The organism is Heyndrickxia acidicola, assembly GCF_001636425.1.
Classification (GTDB): domain Bacteria; phylum Bacillota; class Bacilli; order Bacillales; family Bacillaceae_C; genus Bacillus_AE; species Bacillus_AE acidicola.
This window is the reverse complement of record NZ_KV440953.1, coordinates 3271345-3291515: the sequence shown is the minus strand read 5'-3', so window position 1 is coordinate 3291515 and position 20171 is coordinate 3271345. Positions and strand designations below refer to the sequence as shown.

Here is a 20171-nt window from a genome sequence, read left to right as displayed (position 1 = left end):
TAAGTGGAGAACCCGCAGGAGCTTGCGACGAGGAAGCTTCCCGGCCGCCCGCGGAAAGCGAGTGCCTGCAGCAGAAATCAACCAGCAGGAAAAAAAGAAGCTGTATCTAAGGTCATCTGACATCATTAGACCTTGGATGCAGCCTCTTTTTTTAGATTGTCCCGCTGCCGTTACCGTTTACTGATAATATAGCCCCAGCGACTGGAAGCAATGATTCGATAATGATGCAAGGCAATGACACGGTTAGCAAATACAGAGCGCTGAAGTAATAGGAGTGCACCCTTCTGTTTGATAAAGGTATAATAGCCTCCGTCCTTCGTATGTAAATCTCCATACATTTCTGCTGTTAGTATGATATCCTGTTCCCAGTAAAAGGGCGCTGTCGACTTTTCCAAATAGATGTCTTTGCCTCTAAAGCTTTTGTTCCGATCCAGCTTATACAGTAAGTCTTGCTTAGGGTCTTTTGGAGGATCCTGCAGGAAGTTAATGATTGCCCTTTCATAGAAAAAAACCGTATAAATCACCAGCAGCATGAAGAGAACCTTGATTATCAGGTGCTCTTTGTTCAAAATCCTGCTTGCTATGAGTCCAATTACAATCGATAGCGGCGGATAAATAGGGAGTATATACCACCTTACCTTTGTTTGAGCTAAGGAAAATAGTAAAAGGGGCACTAAAATCCAAAGACACAGCCCAAGAATATCGGAACGTTTTAAAACGTTTATAATCCATTTTTTATACTTAACGACCAATATCAGTAAGAATACACAAAGTATTAAAAGCCATAAGGAATAGAACCTAATTAAAATTAAAAGATAATAGTCAGGTCCTCCAATATGCCCTTCGAGAGTGGAGGAAGATCTTTGAAGCAGATCATACGCAATCATATTTTGAAAAAATTTCAGTCCGTCATACTGATACCTTCCAATGCCCCAGGCCAGGATGGGGAGCACCATACTTAAAATAATGTTAACCCAATTAAAAAAGGTGAGTCTTTTGAATTTCCTTGTGCCAAAAATATATAAAGCCATAATAATAGCTATATTTCCCGCATGCCAGCTTTTTGTTAAAAATGCCAGGGAAAATGCAACTCCGGATATGTACAGCCATACTGGTTTTTTTTCGTAAGTGAGCAAAGAGAGTGTGGCTATGGTAAACAGGCAAACAAAAAGGGAATCCGCATCACCCGTTCTGGAACTGTGGTTAATCAAAAATTGTTGGCAGGTTCCTAAAGAAGCAACCGTAAAAAGAGATGCTATTTTCCCGTATTTTTTCAATGCATACAGAGCAGCTAAAATGACGGTTATGATGGAAAAGATAACGGATAAAAGACGGAAACCAAGTGTGTTGAACCCGGCTAACTTAAATCCTGCCATGATAGCCCAAAAACTAAGAGGAGGTTTTAAGTTCCAATAGTCAGGACTGTACCGGAATGTATTTACAAAAAAATTCTTTTTCTGCAGCATTTCATAGGCGCTGATCCCATGTCTTGCCTCATCCCAGCTATATACTGGAAAATCGCTTATCTTATAAAATACATTAAAAATATACAGGGAAAGAAGCAGAAAAAGCCCCAATCCATATAAGAAATTATAAATGCGGTGTTGAGTCATATTGATCTCCTCTGTATAAATGTCTATTAAAAAGACGCATGTTTGTATAAATAAGTTTCATGTTTCTGAAATTTTTTCCAAAAAGGGTTCAATTTTACTAGGATGGACTATTTTAATCCATTTTATATATTTAAAAATAAATAATTTGAAATTGATGATATTCCTTGCATTGTAAATTGGGTAAGAAGAGGAATTAGTAAATAAAGTAATTTAAAAAGCTAACCAAAACTATCTTAGAATAACAATTTTCCAAGGAGTTTAACACAACAAATTTCGCATAGTAATAAAGCGCTATCATTTAAATGGCAGTAAAGCTGAGCCGCCCTAGATATAAATCCTTAAACAGTCTACCCCAATTATTTATATAACCAATCAGTCTTCGAAATAAAAAAATATTTTTAAAAAGAGTTGCAATTCTGTTTATTATCGTGCTAATATTCACCCTATGAGTACATAATTATAGCTTTAAAACTCTTATCCAGAGCAGGCGGAGGGATTTGGCCCGATGATGCCCAGCAACCGACCGTAATACCATTGTGAAATGGGGCGTATTTTTAAAATAAGCCGGGATTTTCCCATGAGGCACGGTGCTAATTCCAACAGAAAGGATACTTTCTGAGAGATAAGAGGTGAGAAGATTTTATATTCTTCAGCCTCTTTTCTTTTTGGAAAGGGGCTTTTTCGTTTGGCTTTATTTCTTTATCGCTTTGAACGAACTAAAAAAAGGAGAGATGAGAATGAGAAAAATAGTTAACGGGAAAGGCTTGCTTATCTTTTTAACCGCTTTTATCTTATTGGCAGGCTGCCAGCCTACTTTATCAAAGAGTACGGAAGCGAAAGCAGATGTCAATTCTAAGAATCCGCTTGCAAACAAAAAGATAGCGTTGATTATGCAGCAAAACCTAGGAACCTTTTCAGAACAATATATTGAAGGGGTAAAGGAGCAGGTAGCAAAGTTTGGAGGGAAAACGACTGTTTTTACTTCAGATGGAGATCTTGCAAAAATGGCTTCAAACCTTGATGCCGCCATTAACCAGGGCTTTGATGCCATTCTGATAGACCATGGGACAAAAGAAGCTCTTACAGATGGTGTTAAGAAAGCAGTCAGCCAGAAGATACCCGTTATTGTATTTGATGCAGATGTATCCGTTCCAGGTGTAACAGTCCTTGAACAAGGTGATCAGCAAATGGCAGAAATGACGTTAAATAAGCTAGCAAAGGATACAGGAGGTAAAGCCAATATCGTAAAGATTTGGGTTGCTGGTTTTGCTCCAATGGAAAGACGTCAAATTGCTTATAAAAATTTTATGTCTAAAAATCCAGGAATCAAAGAGGTAGCGACTTTTGGTGCAGCAACACAAAATACTGCTTTGGACACTCAGTCCCAAATGGAAGCTCTTCTAAAGCAGTATCCAAAGAAAGGCCAAATCACAGCCGTTTGGGCTTCCTGGGATGAATTTGCCAAGGGTGCGGTCCGCGCCATTCAACAGGCAGGAAGAAACGATATTAAAGTGTATGGAATTGATATGAGCGATGAGGATCTGCAAATGATTCAAGAGAAAAACAGCCCATGGGTAGCATCTGCCGCCGTTGATCCGAAAGATATTGGCCGTATTCAGGTTCGGTATGCGTACCAAAAAATCCATGGAGATCATACACCTGCAACAGTAAAATTAAAGCCTGTATTTGTAACAAAGAAAACTCTGCCGAAGAAACAAATTACAACAGCTGATCTTAATCAGTATATAAAAGGCTGGGGCCACAGCAATCAGGGATATTCAGAAGCACTTAAGAAATTGGAAGAAGGTAAATAAGATTGGAGGGTCTGCTCCGATAGCATCGGTCAGACTCCCTTTATACAAAGGAAGGAGGGCAAACAATTATGGACCAATTGCTCATCATGAATGATATAAAAAAATCCTTTGGGAATGTAAAATCCTTGTCTGATGCTCATTTTGACCTTAAAGCAGGCGAGGTGCATGCTATATTAGGGGCAAACGGTGCAGGGAAAAGTACGCTTATGAAAATTCTTTCTGGCGCTTATACAGCAGATTCAGGTGAAATCATGCTTTCAGGGCAGCAGGTAGAAATAAACTCTCCTAAACATGCAAAAGATTATGGTATTTTTTGCGTTTATCAGGAGGTAGATACAGCACTTGTCCCTCAGCTGACCGTTGCTGACAACATTATGCTGGATTCTATTTCTTCACAAAGAAATATTTTTGTATCTAAAAAGCGGCTATTGCAGCAAGCAAGCAAAGCTCTTGCGTTACTGGATGAACGTATTTCTCTTCAATTACAAGCAAGTGAGCTGTCATTGGCTGAGAAGCAAATGGTCTTGATTGCAAGAGCTTTGGTATTAGAAGCGAAAGTCATTATTTTTGATGAACCCACTGCCCCTCTTTCACTGGAAGAAACAAAGAAGTTTTTTACTATAGTCAATAAATTGAGAAACAATGGGGTGGGCTGTATATTTATTTCCCATCGACTCCCGGAAATTTTTGAAATAGCCAATCGTATTACAGTCATGAGAGATGGAAGAACCATTTCTACCTTTCAAACCTCACAGGTCACTCAGCAGCAAATTGTTGAGACGATGCTTGGCAGTTCATTTCACTTTTCATTTACACGGGCAAATAACAATAAGGGGGAACGGCTGCTAGAAATCATGGAAATAAATGACGGACAAAAAGTGAAGGATATTTCTTTCCATGTTTCGAAGGGAGAGGTAGTAGGCATTGTAGGGCTGGTTGGTGCAGGCAAAACCGAGCTGGCTAAAGCTTTATTCGGCTTGACAAAATGGAAAAGCGGGAAAGTCATTGTAAATGGAAAATCAAAAAAGTTTCAACACCCAAAAGAAGCGATGAAATCAGGCCTTGTACTTGTCCCGGAGGAGAGAAGAAAGGAAGGTCTTTTTATTCAGGATTCCATTGCCGAAAATATAACCTTCCCCTATCTAAAGAAATTTTCACCCTTCCTGTTTCTTAATAGGAAAGAAGAAAATAAGTATGCTGAAAAAATAATAGATACCTTATCCATAAAGGCAAATTCGGCTAAGACGCCTGTATTTAAATTAAGTGGAGGCAATCAGCAGAAAGTGGCGATTGGTAAATGGACGTCCTCAAATGCCAGGGTTTATCTTTTTGACGAGCCAACTAAAGGAGTAGACATTGGAGCAAAGCAGGACATCTTTCACTTAATCCACAATCTTACTGCAGAAGGAAAAGGGATTGTCTACTTTTCGTGCGAAATAAATGAAATTTTAAGTATTTCTGACCGAATCCTTGTCATGTATGATGGGCAAATAGTGAAGGAATTAACAAAAGAGGAAGCAACACAAGAAAAAATCCTGCTATATGCTAGCGGTGGAAAGGAAGACATCTATGAACGGAACGCTCTTTAAATTCTCATTCAGGTACGGAGCAATAGTAGTCATGGCTATTGTTCTCGTTTATTTTAGTCTGGTAAATGGCAAATTCTTTTCATATGGGAATCTATCAGATATACTGCGCTCGATTTCCATCGTTACATTATTGGCTCTTGGTGTCACATTCACATTAATTGTAGACGGCTTTGACTTATCAGTAGGGTCTACTATGTCCTTATCTACCGTTATAACTGCCTCTTTAATGGTTTGGTATCAGTGGCCCCTTTGGATTGTCCTTTTACTGCCCATAGCAGTTGGGATTGCAGTAGGAATCTTTAATTCTATCCTGATCGTAAAGATTGGCATACCGGATTTATTAGCTACGCTTGGAGCCATGTATATTGTATCGGGTATTCAAAGTACGTATACAGACGGATATTCGGTTTACAGCCATATGCCGATGACAACAGGCGGGACTGCACCGGGAGAATTTTATAACAGCTTCCTATGGATTGGGCAGGGTGAACTGTTTAAAATCCCTTTTCCTGTTATTATTATGATTCTATTTGTCATCCTGGTTTATCTTGTCCTCAATCATACCAGATGGGGCCGGATTTTATACATGACAGGAGGAAACTCAGAGGCAGCCCGATTATCAGGGATAAATGTAAATAAGGTAAAACTTCTTGCTTATACCATATCGGGGATTTTTGCCTCGCTGGCGGGCATTCTCTTTACAGCGCGGGTGGGGTCAGGGCAAATTGATTCAGGTGCAGCGATGCTGATGGAAGCAGTGGCGTCGGTTTTTGTAGGGTTCTCCTTTTTAGGTGCAGGTAAACCGAATGCCATCGGAACCTTTTTTGGGGCTGCATTAATTGGCATCCTCTTAAATGGTTTAACCATGCTGAATCTTCCATATTATGCTTTTGATATTATAAAAGGAAGTGTCTTGGTTCTTGCCCTGGCCGTAACCTATCTGCAAATAAAAAAGAAAGCATAGCAGTGAAATTATGTACATAGTGGAATGAAGTAAAGCAAAAGCGTTCTAAATAGGAACGTTTTTTGCTTTTTTTGTTTCCTTTCTTTCCTGTAACCTTTAAGCTGTGCTGAAATGCGAGTGAAACAGCCGTTTCACTCGAATGAGCTAAAAAACAACAGAGTCCTCTAACAAAGCCTCAATTTAATAAGGCCTAGGAGAGCTTGCTTATCAGAAGGTTCCGTTATTGCCCGCAGAAAGCGAGTGCCTGCAGCGGAAATCAACAAGCAAGATTAACAGAGCCTTTTTTATCGGAAAAGTAAATCATGCGATTCAGCATAGCTCTTTGGCGTGGGACCAAAAGTCGTCTTTATAACATATGCATACTAAATTATGTAGATCAGCCTCTAGTGAAAAATCGATGATTGATAAAATAGAGGGATCAAATAGGTAAAAAAAGTAAATATATTATGACGAAAGTATTATTTTTGGGAATATTTAAAAAATAAAAAGGGATTAGTTGTAAATATGAGAATAAAGATAGGCATCGTAGACATTATTTATTCTGTCATTCTGCCTACGCATACTTTTTTAGGAGGAATTCATTTGAAGAAGTGGAAAAGAAGTGTGCTTTCTTTTGTTGCAACGGGATCTTTATTATTTGGAGCATCACCTTTTATGTCGCTGGCGAAAACCACAAGCGATAACGTAACAATCCCTCAAGGTACAGGGACATCGGTATTGGATGGTGCCAATTATTTTGGAGATCTGGATCCGAATCAGCAGGTCACCGTCGACTTTGTTCTAAAGGTAAAAAACAAAGATCAGCTGGCGCAGTATATTAAAGATACAACGACACGCGGCAGCCGTCATTACCGTGATTATTTGAGTGTAAAAGAATTTAAAGATAATTTTGCCCCAAGTTCAGGAGATGTATGGGTTGTTACAAAATACCTGCAGTCCTTTGGGATTAGTACATCAGTTTATAATGATAATTTGATTGTAACCGCAACAGGAACAGTTGCTCAATTTAATAAGGCGCTGAATGTTGAATTGCAGAATGCTAGCTATAAAGGAAAAAAGTTCCGCGGAACAAAGAAACAGCCAAGTGCTCCTAGGAATGTAGCAGACAATATCTTATGTATTTTGGGGCTAAGTGATTATTCTAATTTGACTTCACATGCTGAGAAACAAGCTGTTAAAATTCCTGCTAACAGTGACAATGCCCTGCCAGGAGGAGGATTGTCTCCCCAGGATTTGATTAAACGCTACAATGTTCAGCCGCTTTATGATAAGGGCGCAACAGGAGCAGGTCAAACCATCGGGATTGTAACTTTAGCTGATTTCGTTCCTCAGGATGCGTATGACTTTTGGAATACAGCAGGCATTAAAGTGAAACCGAACCGGATTACTAAAACAGATGTTGACGGAGGTTCAGGCTGGTCTGGGTCTGATGAGACGACATTGGATGTAGAGCAATCAGGTGCTCTTGCACCACAAGCGAATATTCATGTCTATGTCGGCCCAAATACGGACACAGGCTTTGTAGATGCATTTGCTAAAGCGATTAATGATAACCAGGCACAGCAAGTTTCCGTAAGCTGGGGGCAAAGTGAGTCATCCATTGACTATTTTGTGAAGCAGAATATGGAATCACCTGCCTATACCGAAGCTTTTAACCAGCTCTTCATGCAAGCGGCTGCCCAAGGGCAATCAATGTTTGCTGCGGCAGGTGATGCCGGGGCCTATGATAATACCCGGTCAATGGGCATGTATGACCTCACTGTAGATTTTCCTTCTTCCAGTCCATATATTACTGCTGCAGGCGGAACAACAACACCATTTAGTTTTACTTCTAAGTCCACAGGAATTAATGTAAGTGTTCCTAAGGAACGTGCGTGGAGCTGGGATTATTTGTACCCGCTTCTTCAAGCATATGGTTACACACCTGATAATGGGCCTTTCTTTGAAGGAGGCGGCGGCGGTTTCAGTACAGCCTTTGCGACACCTGATTATCAAAAAGGAATAAAGGGAGTTAATACGTATTCAGCTGTTCAGCAATGGGATGTAGGCAGTGATTTAGCTGCAACACCTACTTATGATTCTACTAAACCTATAGTAACTGGAACAGGTTCAGGGAGGAATGTACCGGATTTATCCATGGACGCGGATCCAGAGTCTGGATATTCTATCTTGTTCACTAATCCTAAAACTGGTGTCCAAGAATGGGATCAGTATGGAGGTACAAGCTTTGTTGCACCGCAATTAAATGGACTTTCAGCGCTGATCAACAGTGCAAACCATACTCAGGTAGGATTCTGGAATCCGCAGATTTATCAATTTGCTCAAGGCTGGAATTCACCTCTCACTCCATTAAATGACACAAGCGGAGACAATGATAATCTTTTCTATACTGGTACTGCAGGAACTATTTACAATCAAGCGACAGGCCTTGGTACGCCAGATGTAGCTAAGCTTGCATGGAATTTCGGACCGTTTTACAGATAAGGAAAGCAAAAAAAGTGGAGGAGAAATGTATAAAAGGGAGTCATAATCAGCTAAACCTGCTAAAATCAGACCGGTCTTAAAAATAGAAGAAGCCATTTTTAAAAATAATTGAGCCAAAAGCCATCCCTTTTTATGGGATTCGGCTTTTGGCAAATGCTTTAAAGAATGCTGAAGCAATAAAGATATGCCTAATCTTTATGGTGTTTATTAGGGAGCCGTGACTCGGGATGGCCTTTTCCCTGACGTTTTTTATTTTGCTCGTCTTTTTTTTGTTTTTCATGCAGCTTTTCAACATATTCATGAGTATTATCCATTTTTGTTGCCTCCTTAAGATAGATGCACCATTCATACTTTCTCCAGTTATCTGTTGAACATACCTTTTTTTATAATGCTCACGGAACCTTTCATATGTCTTTCAGTCATGTTTTATTTCCCGTGAAATATCGATCTTCTTCTCAAACGTTTGAAAGGAAATAAAAAAACCGGCTGCAACAGGGCAGCCAGTTAAAAAATCTATTCTTCATTTGATAATTTCAGGATATTGAGAAGCTTAAAGAAAAGACTCAAGACAATGGCAACTACAGTAGCCAGCCCCATTCCCGTTAAGGCTACTGTTCCAAATTGTATGGTAGCGCCGCTGATTCCGATTGCAAGTACTACACAGGTCAAGATTAAATTTTGGGATTTACTGTAATCCACTTTTGTCTCAACCAGCATTCGAATACCGCTGGCAGCAATGACACCGAAAAGAAGGAGCGATATTCCCCCCATAACAGGTGTTGGGATAGAGGAAATTAATGCTGCAAGCTTTCCGCAAAAAGACAGGATAATGGCTATAACGGCAGCTCCGCCGATAATCCATGTGGAATATACTCGGGTGATAGCCAGTACACCAATGTTTTCACCGTAGGTTGTATTTGGTGTTGCTCCAAAAAAGCTGGATATAATGGTGGAAATTCCATTTCCCATTAAAGAACGGTCAAGACCGGGATCTTTTGTTAAGTTCTTGTTCACAATATTGCCTGTTACCACTAAGTGTCCGATATGCTCTGGTATGATGACGAGTGCAGCAGGCAGGATAATAATAATATCCGATAAATTAAATTGCATTTTATAATAGTGCGGCAGTGAAATCCAAGCTGCGTGGCGAACTGAAGTAAAGTCTACCATTCCATAAAGAGCGGCAATTATATAACCTGCAATAATACCGATAAGGATCGGAATAATCTTCAAAAATCCTTTTAACGTTACCCAGCATACAATCGTAATAGCAAGGGTTAACAGTGACACCATTAGAGTATGTGAATCAGGCGTCCAATTCTTAGGTGGATTAGAGGGACTGACTAAACCAGCCATCTGAGCAGCTGTTGGAACAAGCTGGAGGCCGATGACTGCAACAACTGCGCCCATGGCAGCAGGTGGGAAGATGACATCTATCCAGCCTGTTCCTGCTACTTTTACAATAAAGGATACGATTAACAGGATAATGCCAACTGCAAGGAAACCGCCTAGGGCATAATTATAGCCATTTCCGCCTGCATGATTGGCGAGAACTGCGCCAACAGGTGCTATAAAAGCAAAGCTGGATCCGAGATAGGCCGGGATTTTGCCTTTTGTGATAAAAATATACAAAAGCGTTCCAATGCCATTTAATAGAAGGATGGTAGCAGGATCAACTTTAAATAAAATAGGTACAAGAACGGTAGAACCAAACATGGCAAATAAGTGCTGAAAACTAAGAGGCAGGCTCTTTAAAAATGGAAGACGCTCATCTACCTTAATTTCGTGTTGCGACATCGTATTCTCTCCTTTAAAAGTTTATAGGATAGTCTTTAAAACGATCACTTTGGATAGAGGGCGATATAGAGGAGCTTTTTTGATTCAATAAAAAAGCATCCTGCCCAAATTTCCGGCAAGATGCGTCATTTACACACATACGGTTACAATAGGATTATTACTCCTATTAGCATAGAAAGCTTATGCTCATGACCTTGCCAGCCTCACGGGACTGTTTTAAAGGTAAATTGATTCAGTTATCTTAGCTATTATCACAAGGCCAGCGATAATTGTCAATAAAAAAATATAGTCACCATATATAGTGTATATATACATAGCGGTTTAGAGTACAGAAGTAGTATTCTCTTAAAAATTAAGCATTCTGTTCTGTGAGCTTGACGATTTCTACTATGACCATTGTTGCTTTTTCCATATTATCAACCGATATGTACTCATATTTCCCGTGGAAATTTTCTCCGCCTGTAAAAATATTGGGAGTGGGCAGTCCCATATAGGATAGCTGAGATCCATCTGTTCCGCCTCTAATAGGGGAGATAACGGGCTCAATATCAAGGTTTTTCATCGCTTGGTATGCAATATCAACAATTTCTTTAACCGGTTCAATCTTTTCCCTCATGTTGTAATACTGGTCATTCATCTCCAGTATAATGGCATCGTCGCCATACTTCTCTTTTAATTCATTCACAATTTTCTCTAGGTGGGCTTTCTTTGCATTAAATTCATCTCGGCCAAAATCCCTGATGATATAGTTAAGCTTTGTTTGTTCAACATCTCCGTGGAATGAAATTAAGTGATAGAAGCCTTCATAGCCCTCAGTCAATTCGGGAACCTCTTTTTTAGGCAGCCGGTCGTTTAATTCCATTGCAATCTTTGCTGAATTCACCATTTTTCCTTTAGCAGATCCGGGATGGATATTCGTGCCTTTTATTGTGATTTTTGCTCCTGCAGCATTAAAGCTTTCATATTCCAGTTCTCCAATCGGTCCGCCGTCAACGGTATAGGCGTAGCGTGCATTAAAGGCTTTAACATCAAATTTGTGAGGTCCTCTTCCGATTTCTTCGTCTGGAGTAAAAGCTACTCTTACTTTGCCGTGTTTAATTTCAGGATGCTGGATGAGATAAGCCATGGCTGTCATAATCTCAGCAATCCCCGCTTTATTATCGCCCCCAAGGAGAGTAGTACCATCTGTAGTAATCAGAGTATGCCCCTTATAGTTTAGTAAAGAAGGAAAATCGTTTGGTGAAAGAATGACTTTAAGACTTGAATTTAAAACAATATCATCGCCATTATAGTTTTCTACCAATTGAGGCTTAACATCCATGCCGGTAAAATCCGTAGCGGTGTCTACATGAGCCAAAAAGCCAATTACAGGAACTTCTTTCTCTGTGTTGGAAGGCAGGGAAGACATGACATAGCCATTCTCATCTAGAGTGACTTCTTCCATGCCAATGGATTTCAATTCGTCTATTAATTGATGCAATAATGTCCATTGGCCGGGAGTAGATGGGCATGTAGTGCTATCTTCATTGGATTGTGTATCCACTTTAACATAGGATGTAAATCGTTCAATTATTTCTTGCTTCATCTTCATTTCATCTCCTTTTACTTATTAGTTTATCATGTTCGGGACAAGTGTATCGCAATTCACTCATCTTTAAGTTGTACTGATAGTACGATCCACTTTTATGAAAGTCTTTGTTAATGGATTCTGTTGTTTTTTAGCTCATTCGTGTGAAACGGTAGTTTCGCACGAATGAGCTAAAAAACGAGCAGTCTTCAGCATAGCATAGTCTGTTAACAGAGCTTTAGAAAAAACAACAAACTATATGAAAAGGGTCCATAAAAAAGGCAGCTGGTACGTCAGCTGCCTTCCATTTGATGATTTGCTCTTATTTTTACTTTGCGTTCCCATGGCTTAGAAAGCCAGCGTTTGAGCGCGAATATGCCTCTGAACCATTCATCCATTCCTTGGGCTATCCAGATTCCCACAAGACCTAATCCGAATTGAATTCCAAGAATGTAGCTCAGGAAGGCAGCAACCGTCCACATTGAAAATATGCCGATAAAGACAGGAAACTTTACATCGCCAGCGGATTTTAAAGATCCCATTAACACGATATTTAGTGCTCTGCCGGGTTCAATAAAGACGATGGCCCATAAGACAGGAAGGCCCACGTTTATAATTGCCTGGTTATCAGTGAACAGCTTTAAAATAGGTGAGCCTATTGAAGCAATAAGGAGTGATGTGATGAATGAGGCAAGCATGGCTAACTTTAATGTTTTAATACCTCTATTGAGAGCCCTGTCGTAAAGATTTCCGCCAACATACCGTGCAATTAACATCTGAGTCCCTTGGGCAATGGCTACTGTAAATAGATAGCAAACCATCGATATATTCAAAATATATACCCGTGCAGCAAGAGAAGATGCTCCCAAGGCTGCAACAAAAGCCGTAATGACTAATTGAGAAAATTGATAGGAAAGGTTTTCTCCGGCTGATGGTATTCCAATGGAAAGAATGCCATGAATATTTTCTTTGCTGAATATAAATATATCGCTGATTTTCATTTTTAATGAAAGCCGGCTATAAACAAGGAAGAGAAGAGCACAAACTGCAAATGCCCTTGCAGCTACCATTGCCCATGAAACACCTGTTACTCCTGTTTTAGGAAGACCAAAAATCCCCGTTATAGCAAGTATATTCCCCACAATACTGATGACGTCCATTAAGATGGTAACGGACATCGCTTCTTTTGTATATCCATGGCTTCGGAGGACGGCACTCAGAACCTGTGACAGGGATTCAAATAGAAGTGAAAAACCGCAGATTCGGACAAAGGTGAGACCATATTGATAAATCTGCCCATGTATATCAAATAAACGTAAAAAATAACCGCCAAAAAAAATGACAATAAGAGAAATAACGGCACCTATCCAAAAGTTGACCCCGAAAGCAGCGCGTGCAAGCTTTCTTGCTTCGCTTAATTGGTTAGCGCCAAGACGCTGGCCGATTAAGATAATGGCTCCAACAGATGTCACGCTAAAAACTAATAGAAAAATATTGATAAGCTGATTGGCTACTCCCACCCCGGCTACAGCATCATCTGAAAAATGGCTCAACATTAGTGTTGCTATGATGCCCATTCCCATATGAAGCGCGAGCTCGATAAAAAGCGGCCATGAGAGGCTGAAAAGGCTTTGTTCCTGATATTTGTTTCCTTCTGTATTCAACGAAAGGTCCCCTTTGTTCAAGATAAGTTTATAAAAATTTTATTACATCACACTCGAAGACTCTGAAATCCGTACGGCGATGAGCAAGGCGCCTACGCTATTCTTAGTCATTCGCATAAATTTGTAATTGTTGTCATTTGACCAATATGAAGATTATACTCGAAAAATTCCTTCGTGGGGCAAAATATTTATAAAATTTTTAGGGAAAAAAAGGAAAATTTTTTTTGCATAAAAAAAGGATAAACGCGAAAGAGAAGTGCGTTTATCCGTTATATTAATAATGTCTGTCTTGTCTAGTCCGAGCGCCGCTAAACGTCGTCATCCGCTTTTCTATTGTCTAGCTTTGGGACCCATCGGCTCGAGGTCATAATCCAATCCTCCAAGAAGGTTAAAGACGAACCTTCATGCCGGCTTGGATTATGCTTTTCGCCGATAAGCAGGGTCCCTCCGCTTTTCTACTTAAATATTCTGCTGATTTTTTCTATCTCTTCGTTTGTAAGATGCACGTCAAGCGTTTTAAGGTTATTTGAAACCTGATCAGGGCGTTTTGCGCCTGGTATTAATACATCAATGGAGTCACGGGTTAAATACCAGGCGAGAACAACGTGTGCAGTTTCTGCCCCTTTCTCATTAGCTATTTCACGTATCTGCTCTACTTTCTGCAGATTGCGTTCGAAGGCTTCCCCTTGGAAGAGAGGGTTTTTAGCACGGCCGTCATTAAACGTTGTGTTTTTTGTATACTTCCCGCCCAGTAGTCCTGCTGCCAGCGGGAAATAAGGAATGAATGAAATGCCTGTATCGGCTGTGTAAGGCAAAAGCTGATCCTCAACAGCACGTTTAAACAGGTTGTATTCTGATTGAAGGACATCTACATAACCATCTTTATTCGCTTCTTTAAGCTGTTCAATGGAGAAGTTAGAAACGCCGATTGCTTTAATTTTACCGGCATCCTTTAATTCCTTCAATGCCCCAACTGCTTCGTCCTTAGGAGTTTTCTCATCAGGAAAGTGGATATAAAAAAGATCAATATAATCCGTTTGGAGTCTTTTTAGGCTGTTGTCTACGGATTCTTTTAAAAAGGCAGGGGAATTATCTATCACAATTTTCCCGTCTACAAATTTATGGGCGCCTTTTGTAGCAATAACCACTTTTTCTCGGTTACCCTGTTCCTTTAGGACTTCTCCAATTAATTCCTCTGAACGTTCAGGTCCGTATATATAGGCAGTATCAAGAAAATTAATGCCACTTTTTAAAGCTGTGCGGACAACTTCTTTTCCTGTTTCTTCACTTAAATTAGGATATATGTTGTGTCCTCCGACAGCATTTGTTCCAAGACCGATGGGATTTACATAAAGATCTGTTTTTCCTATTTGCACCTGCTTAACCAATTATTCCAACTCCTTTCTTTGATTGAAACTATCATAACAAAAGGGCGGCATAAAAAGAAAATGATAGGATTGTTTTTGTCTCCTTTATTTCTCTAAAAGAAAAACTTCATATATGAACGGAAAACCAAATTATTAAAGGTTTATAGGAACGGGCTTTTGTTAAATATGATATGGAACGCGACTTTACTGAATTTGGCATTTCTCGTATAGCTTTCTGTGCCTGACTCTTTATAAGCAATGAACCATCCATGCGAAAACAGCCTTGTGTGGGCCAGCAGCAATGATCTCGGGAAATTGTAATAAAACGTTCAATTTACATTTTAAGTGTCAAAGAGGATATATGGTAATATGAGAAGGCTTTAAAGTACGCTTTGAAAATAGTAATCGTAATTTCTTTGGGGTAAAGGAGGAAACATACTCTTATGGAGTTTCATGAAAATAAAATTTTTCCGCCAAAGACGTGTACAGTGGAACGTCTGGTGACGAATGGATCTGATGTAGAAAAAGTATTGGCAGGTAGAAAAACCGCTGTACGCCGTAATGGGCGCTATGCAGATATTGGAGAAAAGCTGTTTCTAAAGGGACAAGAATTTATAGTTGAAAAGGTTTATCGTCAATCTCTTGGAGAAATGACGGAGAATCACGCCTATCAAGAAGGGTACGAAAGTCTTGAGGAATACAAGAATTTCATCCTTTCTTTTCATCATGGAATGAAGTGGCTGCCTTCCATGATGGTTTGGGTGCATGAATTCAGACCTGCGGAAGTATAGAGCTATGGGTATGGAAATTCTTCATCCTTTGATTTTGTATATCCATATACTTAGCGTAATTATGTCAATCGGACCTTTTTTTATTCTACTGCCAATAAGCCAGAAAATAAAAGTTACAGAAGGAGTGAAGCAGCAGGCATATCTTGATACCTTTAAAGCCTCTGTCAGGCTTGCGAAGCATGCTGGCCATGTCCTGGCAGGTTCTGGTATATTGCTTGTCATCATTAGCTCCTGGACCTGGAGAACACCATGGATTGATGTGACAGTTATTGTAATGGTTAGTTCATTATTTTTTCTGGCACGTGCATTCTCTCCTACTCTTAGGAAGTTCGATCAGCCCGGTCAAAACACAAATGAATTAGTGTCAAAATTATTGAGGTCCACCATCATTTATCTGGCGCTGCTGCTGGCAATGCTTTGGCTGATGGTGTCAAAGCCTGTATTTTGGTAGGCTGTATATGCAGACTTAGCTGTGATTTGACCGATTATCATATAAAAGAACTCTTGTATGCAACCAAAAAAGAAGCTGTATTCCGCAGCTTCTTTTTTGGTTGGGGAAAAGTTATTTAAATAGCTCTGTAATCCTGTTTGTTAATGTCCGCTTTCAGGCACTCGTTTTTTAGCAGGTGGTACGGAGTATCCTCGTCAATGAGCAAGGCACTTGCTTTTGCCATCTCATGTAGAAGGCATAAGCTGATTCAATTGCACGCTTTAATACATAATCTTTTCTCGGGAAATAATTTCGATAAATAACCAGGAGAAATAGCAATTGACTTGATTTCTTTTTCTTCCAAAATGGCAGCCTGTGCTTTTTCTGCCGTCATGTCTTAAAGTTACTTCTATCAAAGGAATTAGCCTCAGTACTGTCGAAAGAAAAACCAAAGGAAATATAAGGAGGGGTCGAAGTGGACTTCAAAGATTACGAGGAGTTTTGGGTCTATTATTTAACACAGCACCTTAAACCTGCTACAAGAAGCTGGCATTTTGTTGGAACCAGCTTGGTTTTTCTGTTTATTATATTAGCCATTTCCTTTATGAAATGGTGGATTTTGCTGCTGGCGCCTCTGTCAGCATATGCACTTGCATGGATTAGCCATTTTTTTATTGAAGGAAATAAACCAGCAACGTTTGGACATCCGGTCTGGTCACTTCGGGCTGATTTTCGGATGTATTGGTTTACTCTTACTAGACAACTGGAAAGAGAGCTTGCTAGAACTGCCCGCTTTGAAAAGAAAGAAAAAAATGGATGAAAAATACAACACTGTTTTGTCGTGAATTGTTAGGCTTTCACCATTTTCTCTTGTTTTAAGGCAGCTCCAGACAAACGTTATTAGCTATGCCTCCTTTAGTCAGGTTTTATAAACCCATTACCAACCCTTAACAGAATATTAATATTATTACTGTAACATCGAGGATAAGCTTACTTAGAATAAGGGAGGGGACTAAGGGGCATGGCGAAAAAGGTGCTTATAATTACGCAGAATTTTTATCCGGAGATTGGCAGTGCGGCTAACAGAATGAAAAACATTTACCAGCTTTTGAGCGGTATGGGATATGATGTTGCCATAGTAACGACTGAACCTGCTTATCCTGACAGAAATTTATATAAACAAGAGCAATTCTGGGATCAGGAGGATTTGAACGGGGGGAAGAATATACACAGAGTTCCGATTAAAACAAGAGGATATTCGCTTGCGATTATTAATCGTTTTTATTTTTATATGGAAATGGCTGTCAGAATGTTTTTATATCTTTTTAAAGATACGTCAAGATATGACTTCGTATTCACAACATCACCTTCTATTTTTGTTGCAATGGTGGGATTGGCTGCGAAGTTTCGATACCGGTGCAGGCTGGTGCTTGATATTCGCGACTTATGGCCAGAGTCGCTAAAAGGTGTGGGGTTGTTTGAGAACAAACTCATTTTTTTTATTTTTAATGGAATTGAATCTCTCCTCTACAAGAAGGCAGACCATATTATTGTAAACAGTAGAGGCTTTATTCCTCATATAAAAAAGAGAGCAAATATACAGGAAAGCAAAATCAGTTTTATTCCGAATGGAGCAAGGCGGTCGGAGATTTCGCCTAAATGGAATAAATGGCAATTTAAAGCTGTTTATGCCGGCAATTTAGGGCTGGCTCAGGACGTTGACATCATTAGATTGCTTGCAGAGAAACTAAAGGAGCACTCTATACCACTTACGGTTATTGGCTATGGTATGAGAAAAAATGATTTTAAGAATTATATAGTAAACAAAGGGCTGGATAATGTAGAATTCGTAATGCCTTTGTCGAGAAAAGCTTGTTTTAAAAAGCTTGCAGAGCATAGCGCCGGGATTGTTACATTAAAAAATAAAGAGGTATTTGGGACCGTATTGCCAGGAAAAGTGATAGATTACATGACCTGCAGAGTACCTATCGTTGCTTCTGTGACGGGTTATTCGAAAAAAATTATTGAAGATAACAAGGTGGGATTTGTCTCAACAGAGGGAAGCGTAGAGGAAATGGTGAAACATGTCCTTTATTTAAAGGAGAATCCATCCATTAGAGAGAAAATGGAAGATCATTGTGAAAACTATATAAACAGAGAATTTGTGTGGGAAGAAAATATCTTCCTGCTTAAACGATTTATGGAGCAGCAAAACAGCAAAGCGGATAAAAAGTGGTTTTTCAAGCCTAAAAACGTAAAGGTAAATCATAATGAATAAGAAAGTGGGAATGTTTGTTTGGAATCACTTTACTAATGATGCCCGAGTCCTAAGAGAATGCACTGCTTTGTCCGAAAATGGATATTCAGTAGAGTTATTTTGTATTGAGGATACCAACAATCCATCTTTGCCTAAATATGAAAATATTAATCATCATTTTCATGTTATTAGAGTGAGGGAGCATCCCCTGCTTCTGGGATTTATAAAAAAAGTCAGCCATCTTTGCATGAAAAATAAGTTGATTTTGGCTGTCTCAGCTTTATTCTGGTTTTTGATGCTTTGTTTAATGCCTTTTACAGTCTTCCTTTTTTCAGTAATCATCTTCCTATTTACTAAGACAAAGCTTAATATGTTTTGGATTAGAGCCAGCATCATGTATAGAATGATTCTAAGAGGCTGGAAAGGCAATTATGACATCTATCATTCGAATGATTTAAATACGCTGATACAGGGCTATATTGGTGCCAAATGGAGATGGAAGAAAAGACAATTATTATATGATTCTCATGAAGTTCAGACAAGCAGAACGGGCTATAACAGCCGTTTATTCGGAATCATTGAGGCGTTCTTAATCCATAGAGTTGATCAAATGATAGTAGAAAATCACACAAGAGCAAAATACAATGAAAAAATATACGGTTTTTATCCAAATGTTGTTCATAATTATCCATTCAAGCAGGAGATTCATGATCAAAGGGAAGCCCCGCTCCACCAAATTCTCGGTATTCCTTCTACCGAAAAAATCCTTCTTTATCAGGGAGGAATGCAAGAGGGAAGAGGTCTTGATAAATTAATTAAAGCCGCACCGCTGTTTTCTGAGGGTGTTTTGGTCTTTATTGGTGACGGGAAAATGAAACCGGCTTTAGAGTTGCTGGTTGAGAAAATGAAGCTTCAGGATAAGGTTAAATTTCTTCCTAAGGTACCTTTAAAAGAACTCCCTGAATATACAAGGAATGCCTATATAGGCTTTCAGGTCCTTAACAATGTTTGTTTTAATCATTACTCCGCCTCCTCGAATAAATTGTTTGAATATCTTATGGCCGGTGTGCCCGTAGTAGCATGCAGCTTCCCTGAAATTCAAAGGGTAGTAGAAAAAGAAAAGGTTGGAATCTGTATTGATTCACATGATTTTCAAGATATTGCGTTTGGTGTGAATTTTATTCTTGAAAATACAAAAATCCATGATGAAATGAAAAGAAATTGCTTTAGAGCCTCTAAGAATTATAATTGGGAAACAGAGAAGCACAAGCTGTTGTCAACCTATTCTTCATTATTCGGACGTATTCAAAGCGGCGGGCAGCTGAGAGAAAGCTATTAATTGGTCATTATCCATTTAAGTATTTATAGCGATTTTTATACCCCTTTCCAGTATGGTAAAGGGGTTTATTATTTTTATTCTTTTATAAAAGGTTTTGTTAGAGGACTACATTATTATATTTTGAATCATATAACAAAAAATGGGAGAGGGGAAATTGGTGAGAATAATAGAATGGTGCTTATCTATTAAAAATTTATTTAAACAAAAAAGAACAGGCATGATGAATAGCGCTGAGTATATCTAGTAATACCTATAAATCGCTTGGATTCAACGTTAATTAGAGTGGTAGACAAAAGACTCCTGCAAATTAAGCAGTATTGGGAGAGCCCTATAAGCATGTTATGATGTGATTCCTCAGCCACCCGCGGAAAGCGAGTATTCGGAGTGAAAATCCTGAAGGACGAACCGCCCCGCGGAAAGCGAGTGCCTGCAGCGCAAATCAACTAGCAGGATAATTAGAAAGCAACCTATATCTATGCACAATCCTAATTTGGA

At 39.3% G+C, this 20171-nt stretch carries 16 protein-coding genes and 1 riboswitch; of the genes, 9 read left to right on the top strand and 7 right to left on the bottom strand.

Annotated features, from left to right (window positions below):
- Positions 1 to 170: 170 nt before the first annotated feature.
- A complete protein-coding gene (locus tag A5N88_RS15300; RefSeq protein WP_066267610.1) occupies positions 171 to 1613 on the bottom strand; it encodes an ArnT family glycosyltransferase in 1443 nt (480 codons plus the stop codon).
- Between the two features lie 471 nt (positions 1614 to 2084).
- Positions 2085 to 2242: riboswitch (SAM riboswitch) on the top strand.
- 108 nt (positions 2243 to 2350) lie between these two features.
- Here A5N88_RS15300 and A5N88_RS15295 point away from each other — a divergent pair.
- The 4 genes from A5N88_RS15295 to A5N88_RS15280 all read left to right on the top strand — a co-directional run bounded on the left by A5N88_RS15295 (position 2351) and on the right by A5N88_RS15280 (position 8464).
- Entirely contained in the window at positions 2351 to 3427 is a 1077-nt protein-coding gene (locus A5N88_RS15295; protein WP_083953172.1) for a sugar ABC transporter substrate-binding protein, read from the top strand.
- Positions 3428 to 3495: 68 nt separating this feature from the next.
- Positions 3496 to 5016 (top strand): sugar ABC transporter ATP-binding protein, encoded by a 1521-nt coding sequence (locus A5N88_RS15290; protein ID WP_066267608.1) that lies wholly within the window; start codon positions 3496 to 3498, stop codon positions 5014 to 5016.
- The gene (locus tag A5N88_RS15285; RefSeq protein ID WP_157090691.1) at positions 4997 to 5980 is read left to right on the top strand and encodes an ABC transporter permease; all 984 of its coding nucleotides are present in this window, start codon (positions 4997 to 4999) and stop codon (positions 5978 to 5980) included. The genes A5N88_RS15290 and A5N88_RS15285 overlap by 20 nt, the downstream gene beginning before the upstream one ends.
- Before the next feature lie 582 nt (positions 5981 to 6562).
- Positions 6563 to 8464 (top strand): S53 family peptidase, encoded by a 1902-nt coding sequence (locus A5N88_RS15280; RefSeq protein WP_066267604.1) that lies wholly within the window; start codon positions 6563 to 6565, stop codon positions 8462 to 8464.
- Between the two features lie 188 nt (positions 8465 to 8652).
- On the opposite strand, the gene A5N88_RS15275 is transcribed toward A5N88_RS15280, so the two are convergent.
- The 5 genes from A5N88_RS15275 to A5N88_RS15255 all read right to left on the bottom strand — a co-directional run bounded on the left by A5N88_RS15275 (position 8653) and on the right by A5N88_RS15255 (position 14880).
- On the bottom strand, positions 8653 to 8778 hold the full coding sequence (locus tag A5N88_RS15275) for a DUF4023 domain-containing protein (protein ID WP_066267602.1): 126 nt from the start codon (positions 8776 to 8778) through the stop codon (positions 8653 to 8655).
- 199 nt (positions 8779 to 8977) lie between these two features.
- Complete coding sequence (uraA, locus tag A5N88_RS15270; protein ID WP_066267599.1) at positions 8978 to 10261, bottom strand: uracil permease; 1284 nt, start codon at positions 10259 to 10261, stop codon at positions 8978 to 8980.
- A 352-nt stretch (positions 10262 to 10613) separates the two neighbouring features.
- Complete coding sequence (pepT, locus tag A5N88_RS15265; protein ID WP_066267598.1) at positions 10614 to 11846, bottom strand: peptidase T; 1233 nt, start codon at positions 11844 to 11846, stop codon at positions 10614 to 10616.
- A gap of 275 nt (positions 11847 to 12121) precedes the next feature.
- Positions 12122 to 13492: an MATE family efflux transporter gene (locus A5N88_RS15260; protein WP_066267597.1), complete on the bottom strand. Its 1371-nt coding sequence runs from the start codon at positions 13490 to 13492 to the stop codon at positions 12122 to 12124.
- Positions 13493 to 13947: 455 nt separating this feature from the next.
- Complete coding sequence (locus A5N88_RS15255; protein ID WP_066267595.1) at positions 13948 to 14880, bottom strand: aldo/keto reductase; 933 nt, start codon at positions 14878 to 14880, stop codon at positions 13948 to 13950.
- Positions 14881 to 15302: 422 nt separating this feature from the next.
- Here A5N88_RS15255 and A5N88_RS15250 point away from each other — a divergent pair, with 422 nt between their 5' ends.
- Complete coding sequence (locus A5N88_RS15250; RefSeq protein WP_066267593.1) at positions 15303 to 15650, top strand: ASCH domain-containing protein; 348 nt, start codon at positions 15303 to 15305, stop codon at positions 15648 to 15650.
- A gap of 10 nt (positions 15651 to 15660) precedes the next feature.
- Positions 15661 to 16101: a hypothetical protein gene (locus A5N88_RS15245; RefSeq protein ID WP_066270577.1), complete on the top strand. Its 441-nt coding sequence runs from the start codon at positions 15661 to 15663 to the stop codon at positions 16099 to 16101.
- Positions 16102 to 16348: 247 nt separating this feature from the next.
- Here A5N88_RS15245 and A5N88_RS26185 read toward each other — a convergent pair whose 3' ends face one another.
- A complete protein-coding gene (locus A5N88_RS26185) occupies positions 16349 to 16474 on the bottom strand; it encodes a hypothetical protein (RefSeq protein ID WP_260525563.1) in 126 nt (41 codons plus the stop codon).
- Between the two features lie 81 nt (positions 16475 to 16555).
- Here A5N88_RS26185 and A5N88_RS15240 point away from each other — a divergent pair, with 81 nt between their 5' ends.
- The 3 genes from A5N88_RS15240 to A5N88_RS15230 all read left to right on the top strand — a co-directional run bounded on the left by A5N88_RS15240 (position 16556) and on the right by A5N88_RS15230 (position 19676).
- A complete protein-coding gene (locus A5N88_RS15240) occupies positions 16556 to 16900 on the top strand; it encodes an Mpo1-like protein (protein ID WP_066267592.1) in 345 nt (114 codons plus the stop codon).
- 201 nt (positions 16901 to 17101) lie between these two features.
- Positions 17102 to 18358: a glycosyltransferase family 4 protein gene (locus tag A5N88_RS15235; protein WP_066267590.1), complete on the top strand. Its 1257-nt coding sequence runs from the start codon at positions 17102 to 17104 to the stop codon at positions 18356 to 18358.
- Positions 18351 to 19676 (top strand): glycosyltransferase, encoded by a 1326-nt coding sequence (locus A5N88_RS15230; protein WP_066267588.1) that lies wholly within the window; start codon positions 18351 to 18353, stop codon positions 19674 to 19676. The genes A5N88_RS15235 and A5N88_RS15230 overlap by 8 nt, the downstream gene beginning before the upstream one ends.
- Positions 19677 to 20171 lie beyond the last annotated feature (495 nt).

Excerpts from the sequence above, each read along its gene's own strand:
- A5N88_RS15300 (WP_066267610.1), bottom strand. The coding sequence starts at position 1,613 with ATGACTCAACACCGCATTTATAATTTCTTATATGGATTGGGGCTTTTT.
- A5N88_RS15295 (WP_083953172.1), top strand. The coding sequence starts at position 2,351 with ATGAGAAAAATAGTTAACGGGAAAGGCTTGCTTATCTTTTTAACCGCT.
- A5N88_RS15290 (WP_066267608.1), top strand. The coding sequence starts at position 3,496 with ATGGACCAATTGCTCATCATGAATGATATAAAAAAATCCTTTGGGAAT.
- A5N88_RS15285 (WP_157090691.1), top strand. The coding sequence starts at position 4,997 with ATGAACGGAACGCTCTTTAAATTCTCATTCAGGTACGGAGCAATAGTA.
- A5N88_RS15275 (WP_066267602.1), bottom strand. The coding sequence starts at position 8,778 with ATGGATAATACTCATGAATATGTTGAAAAGCTGCATGAAAAACAAAAA.
- uraA (WP_066267599.1), bottom strand. The coding sequence starts at position 10,261 with ATGTCGCAACACGAAATTAAGGTAGATGAGCGTCTTCCATTTTTAAAG.
- pepT (WP_066267598.1), bottom strand. The coding sequence starts at position 11,846 with ATGAAGCAAGAAATAATTGAACGATTTACATCCTATGTTAAAGTGGAT.
- A5N88_RS15250 (WP_066267593.1), top strand. The coding sequence starts at position 15,303 with ATGGAGTTTCATGAAAATAAAATTTTTCCGCCAAAGACGTGTACAGTG.
- A5N88_RS15245 (WP_066270577.1), top strand. The coding sequence starts at position 15,661 with ATGGAAATTCTTCATCCTTTGATTTTGTATATCCATATACTTAGCGTA.
- A5N88_RS26185 (WP_260525563.1), bottom strand. The coding sequence starts at position 16,474 with ATGACGGCAGAAAAAGCACAGGCTGCCATTTTGGAAGAAAAAGAAATC.
- A5N88_RS15235 (WP_066267590.1), top strand. The coding sequence starts at position 17,102 with ATGGCGAAAAAGGTGCTTATAATTACGCAGAATTTTTATCCGGAGATT.
- A5N88_RS15230 (WP_066267588.1), top strand. The coding sequence starts at position 18,351 with ATGAATAAGAAAGTGGGAATGTTTGTTTGGAATCACTTTACTAATGAT.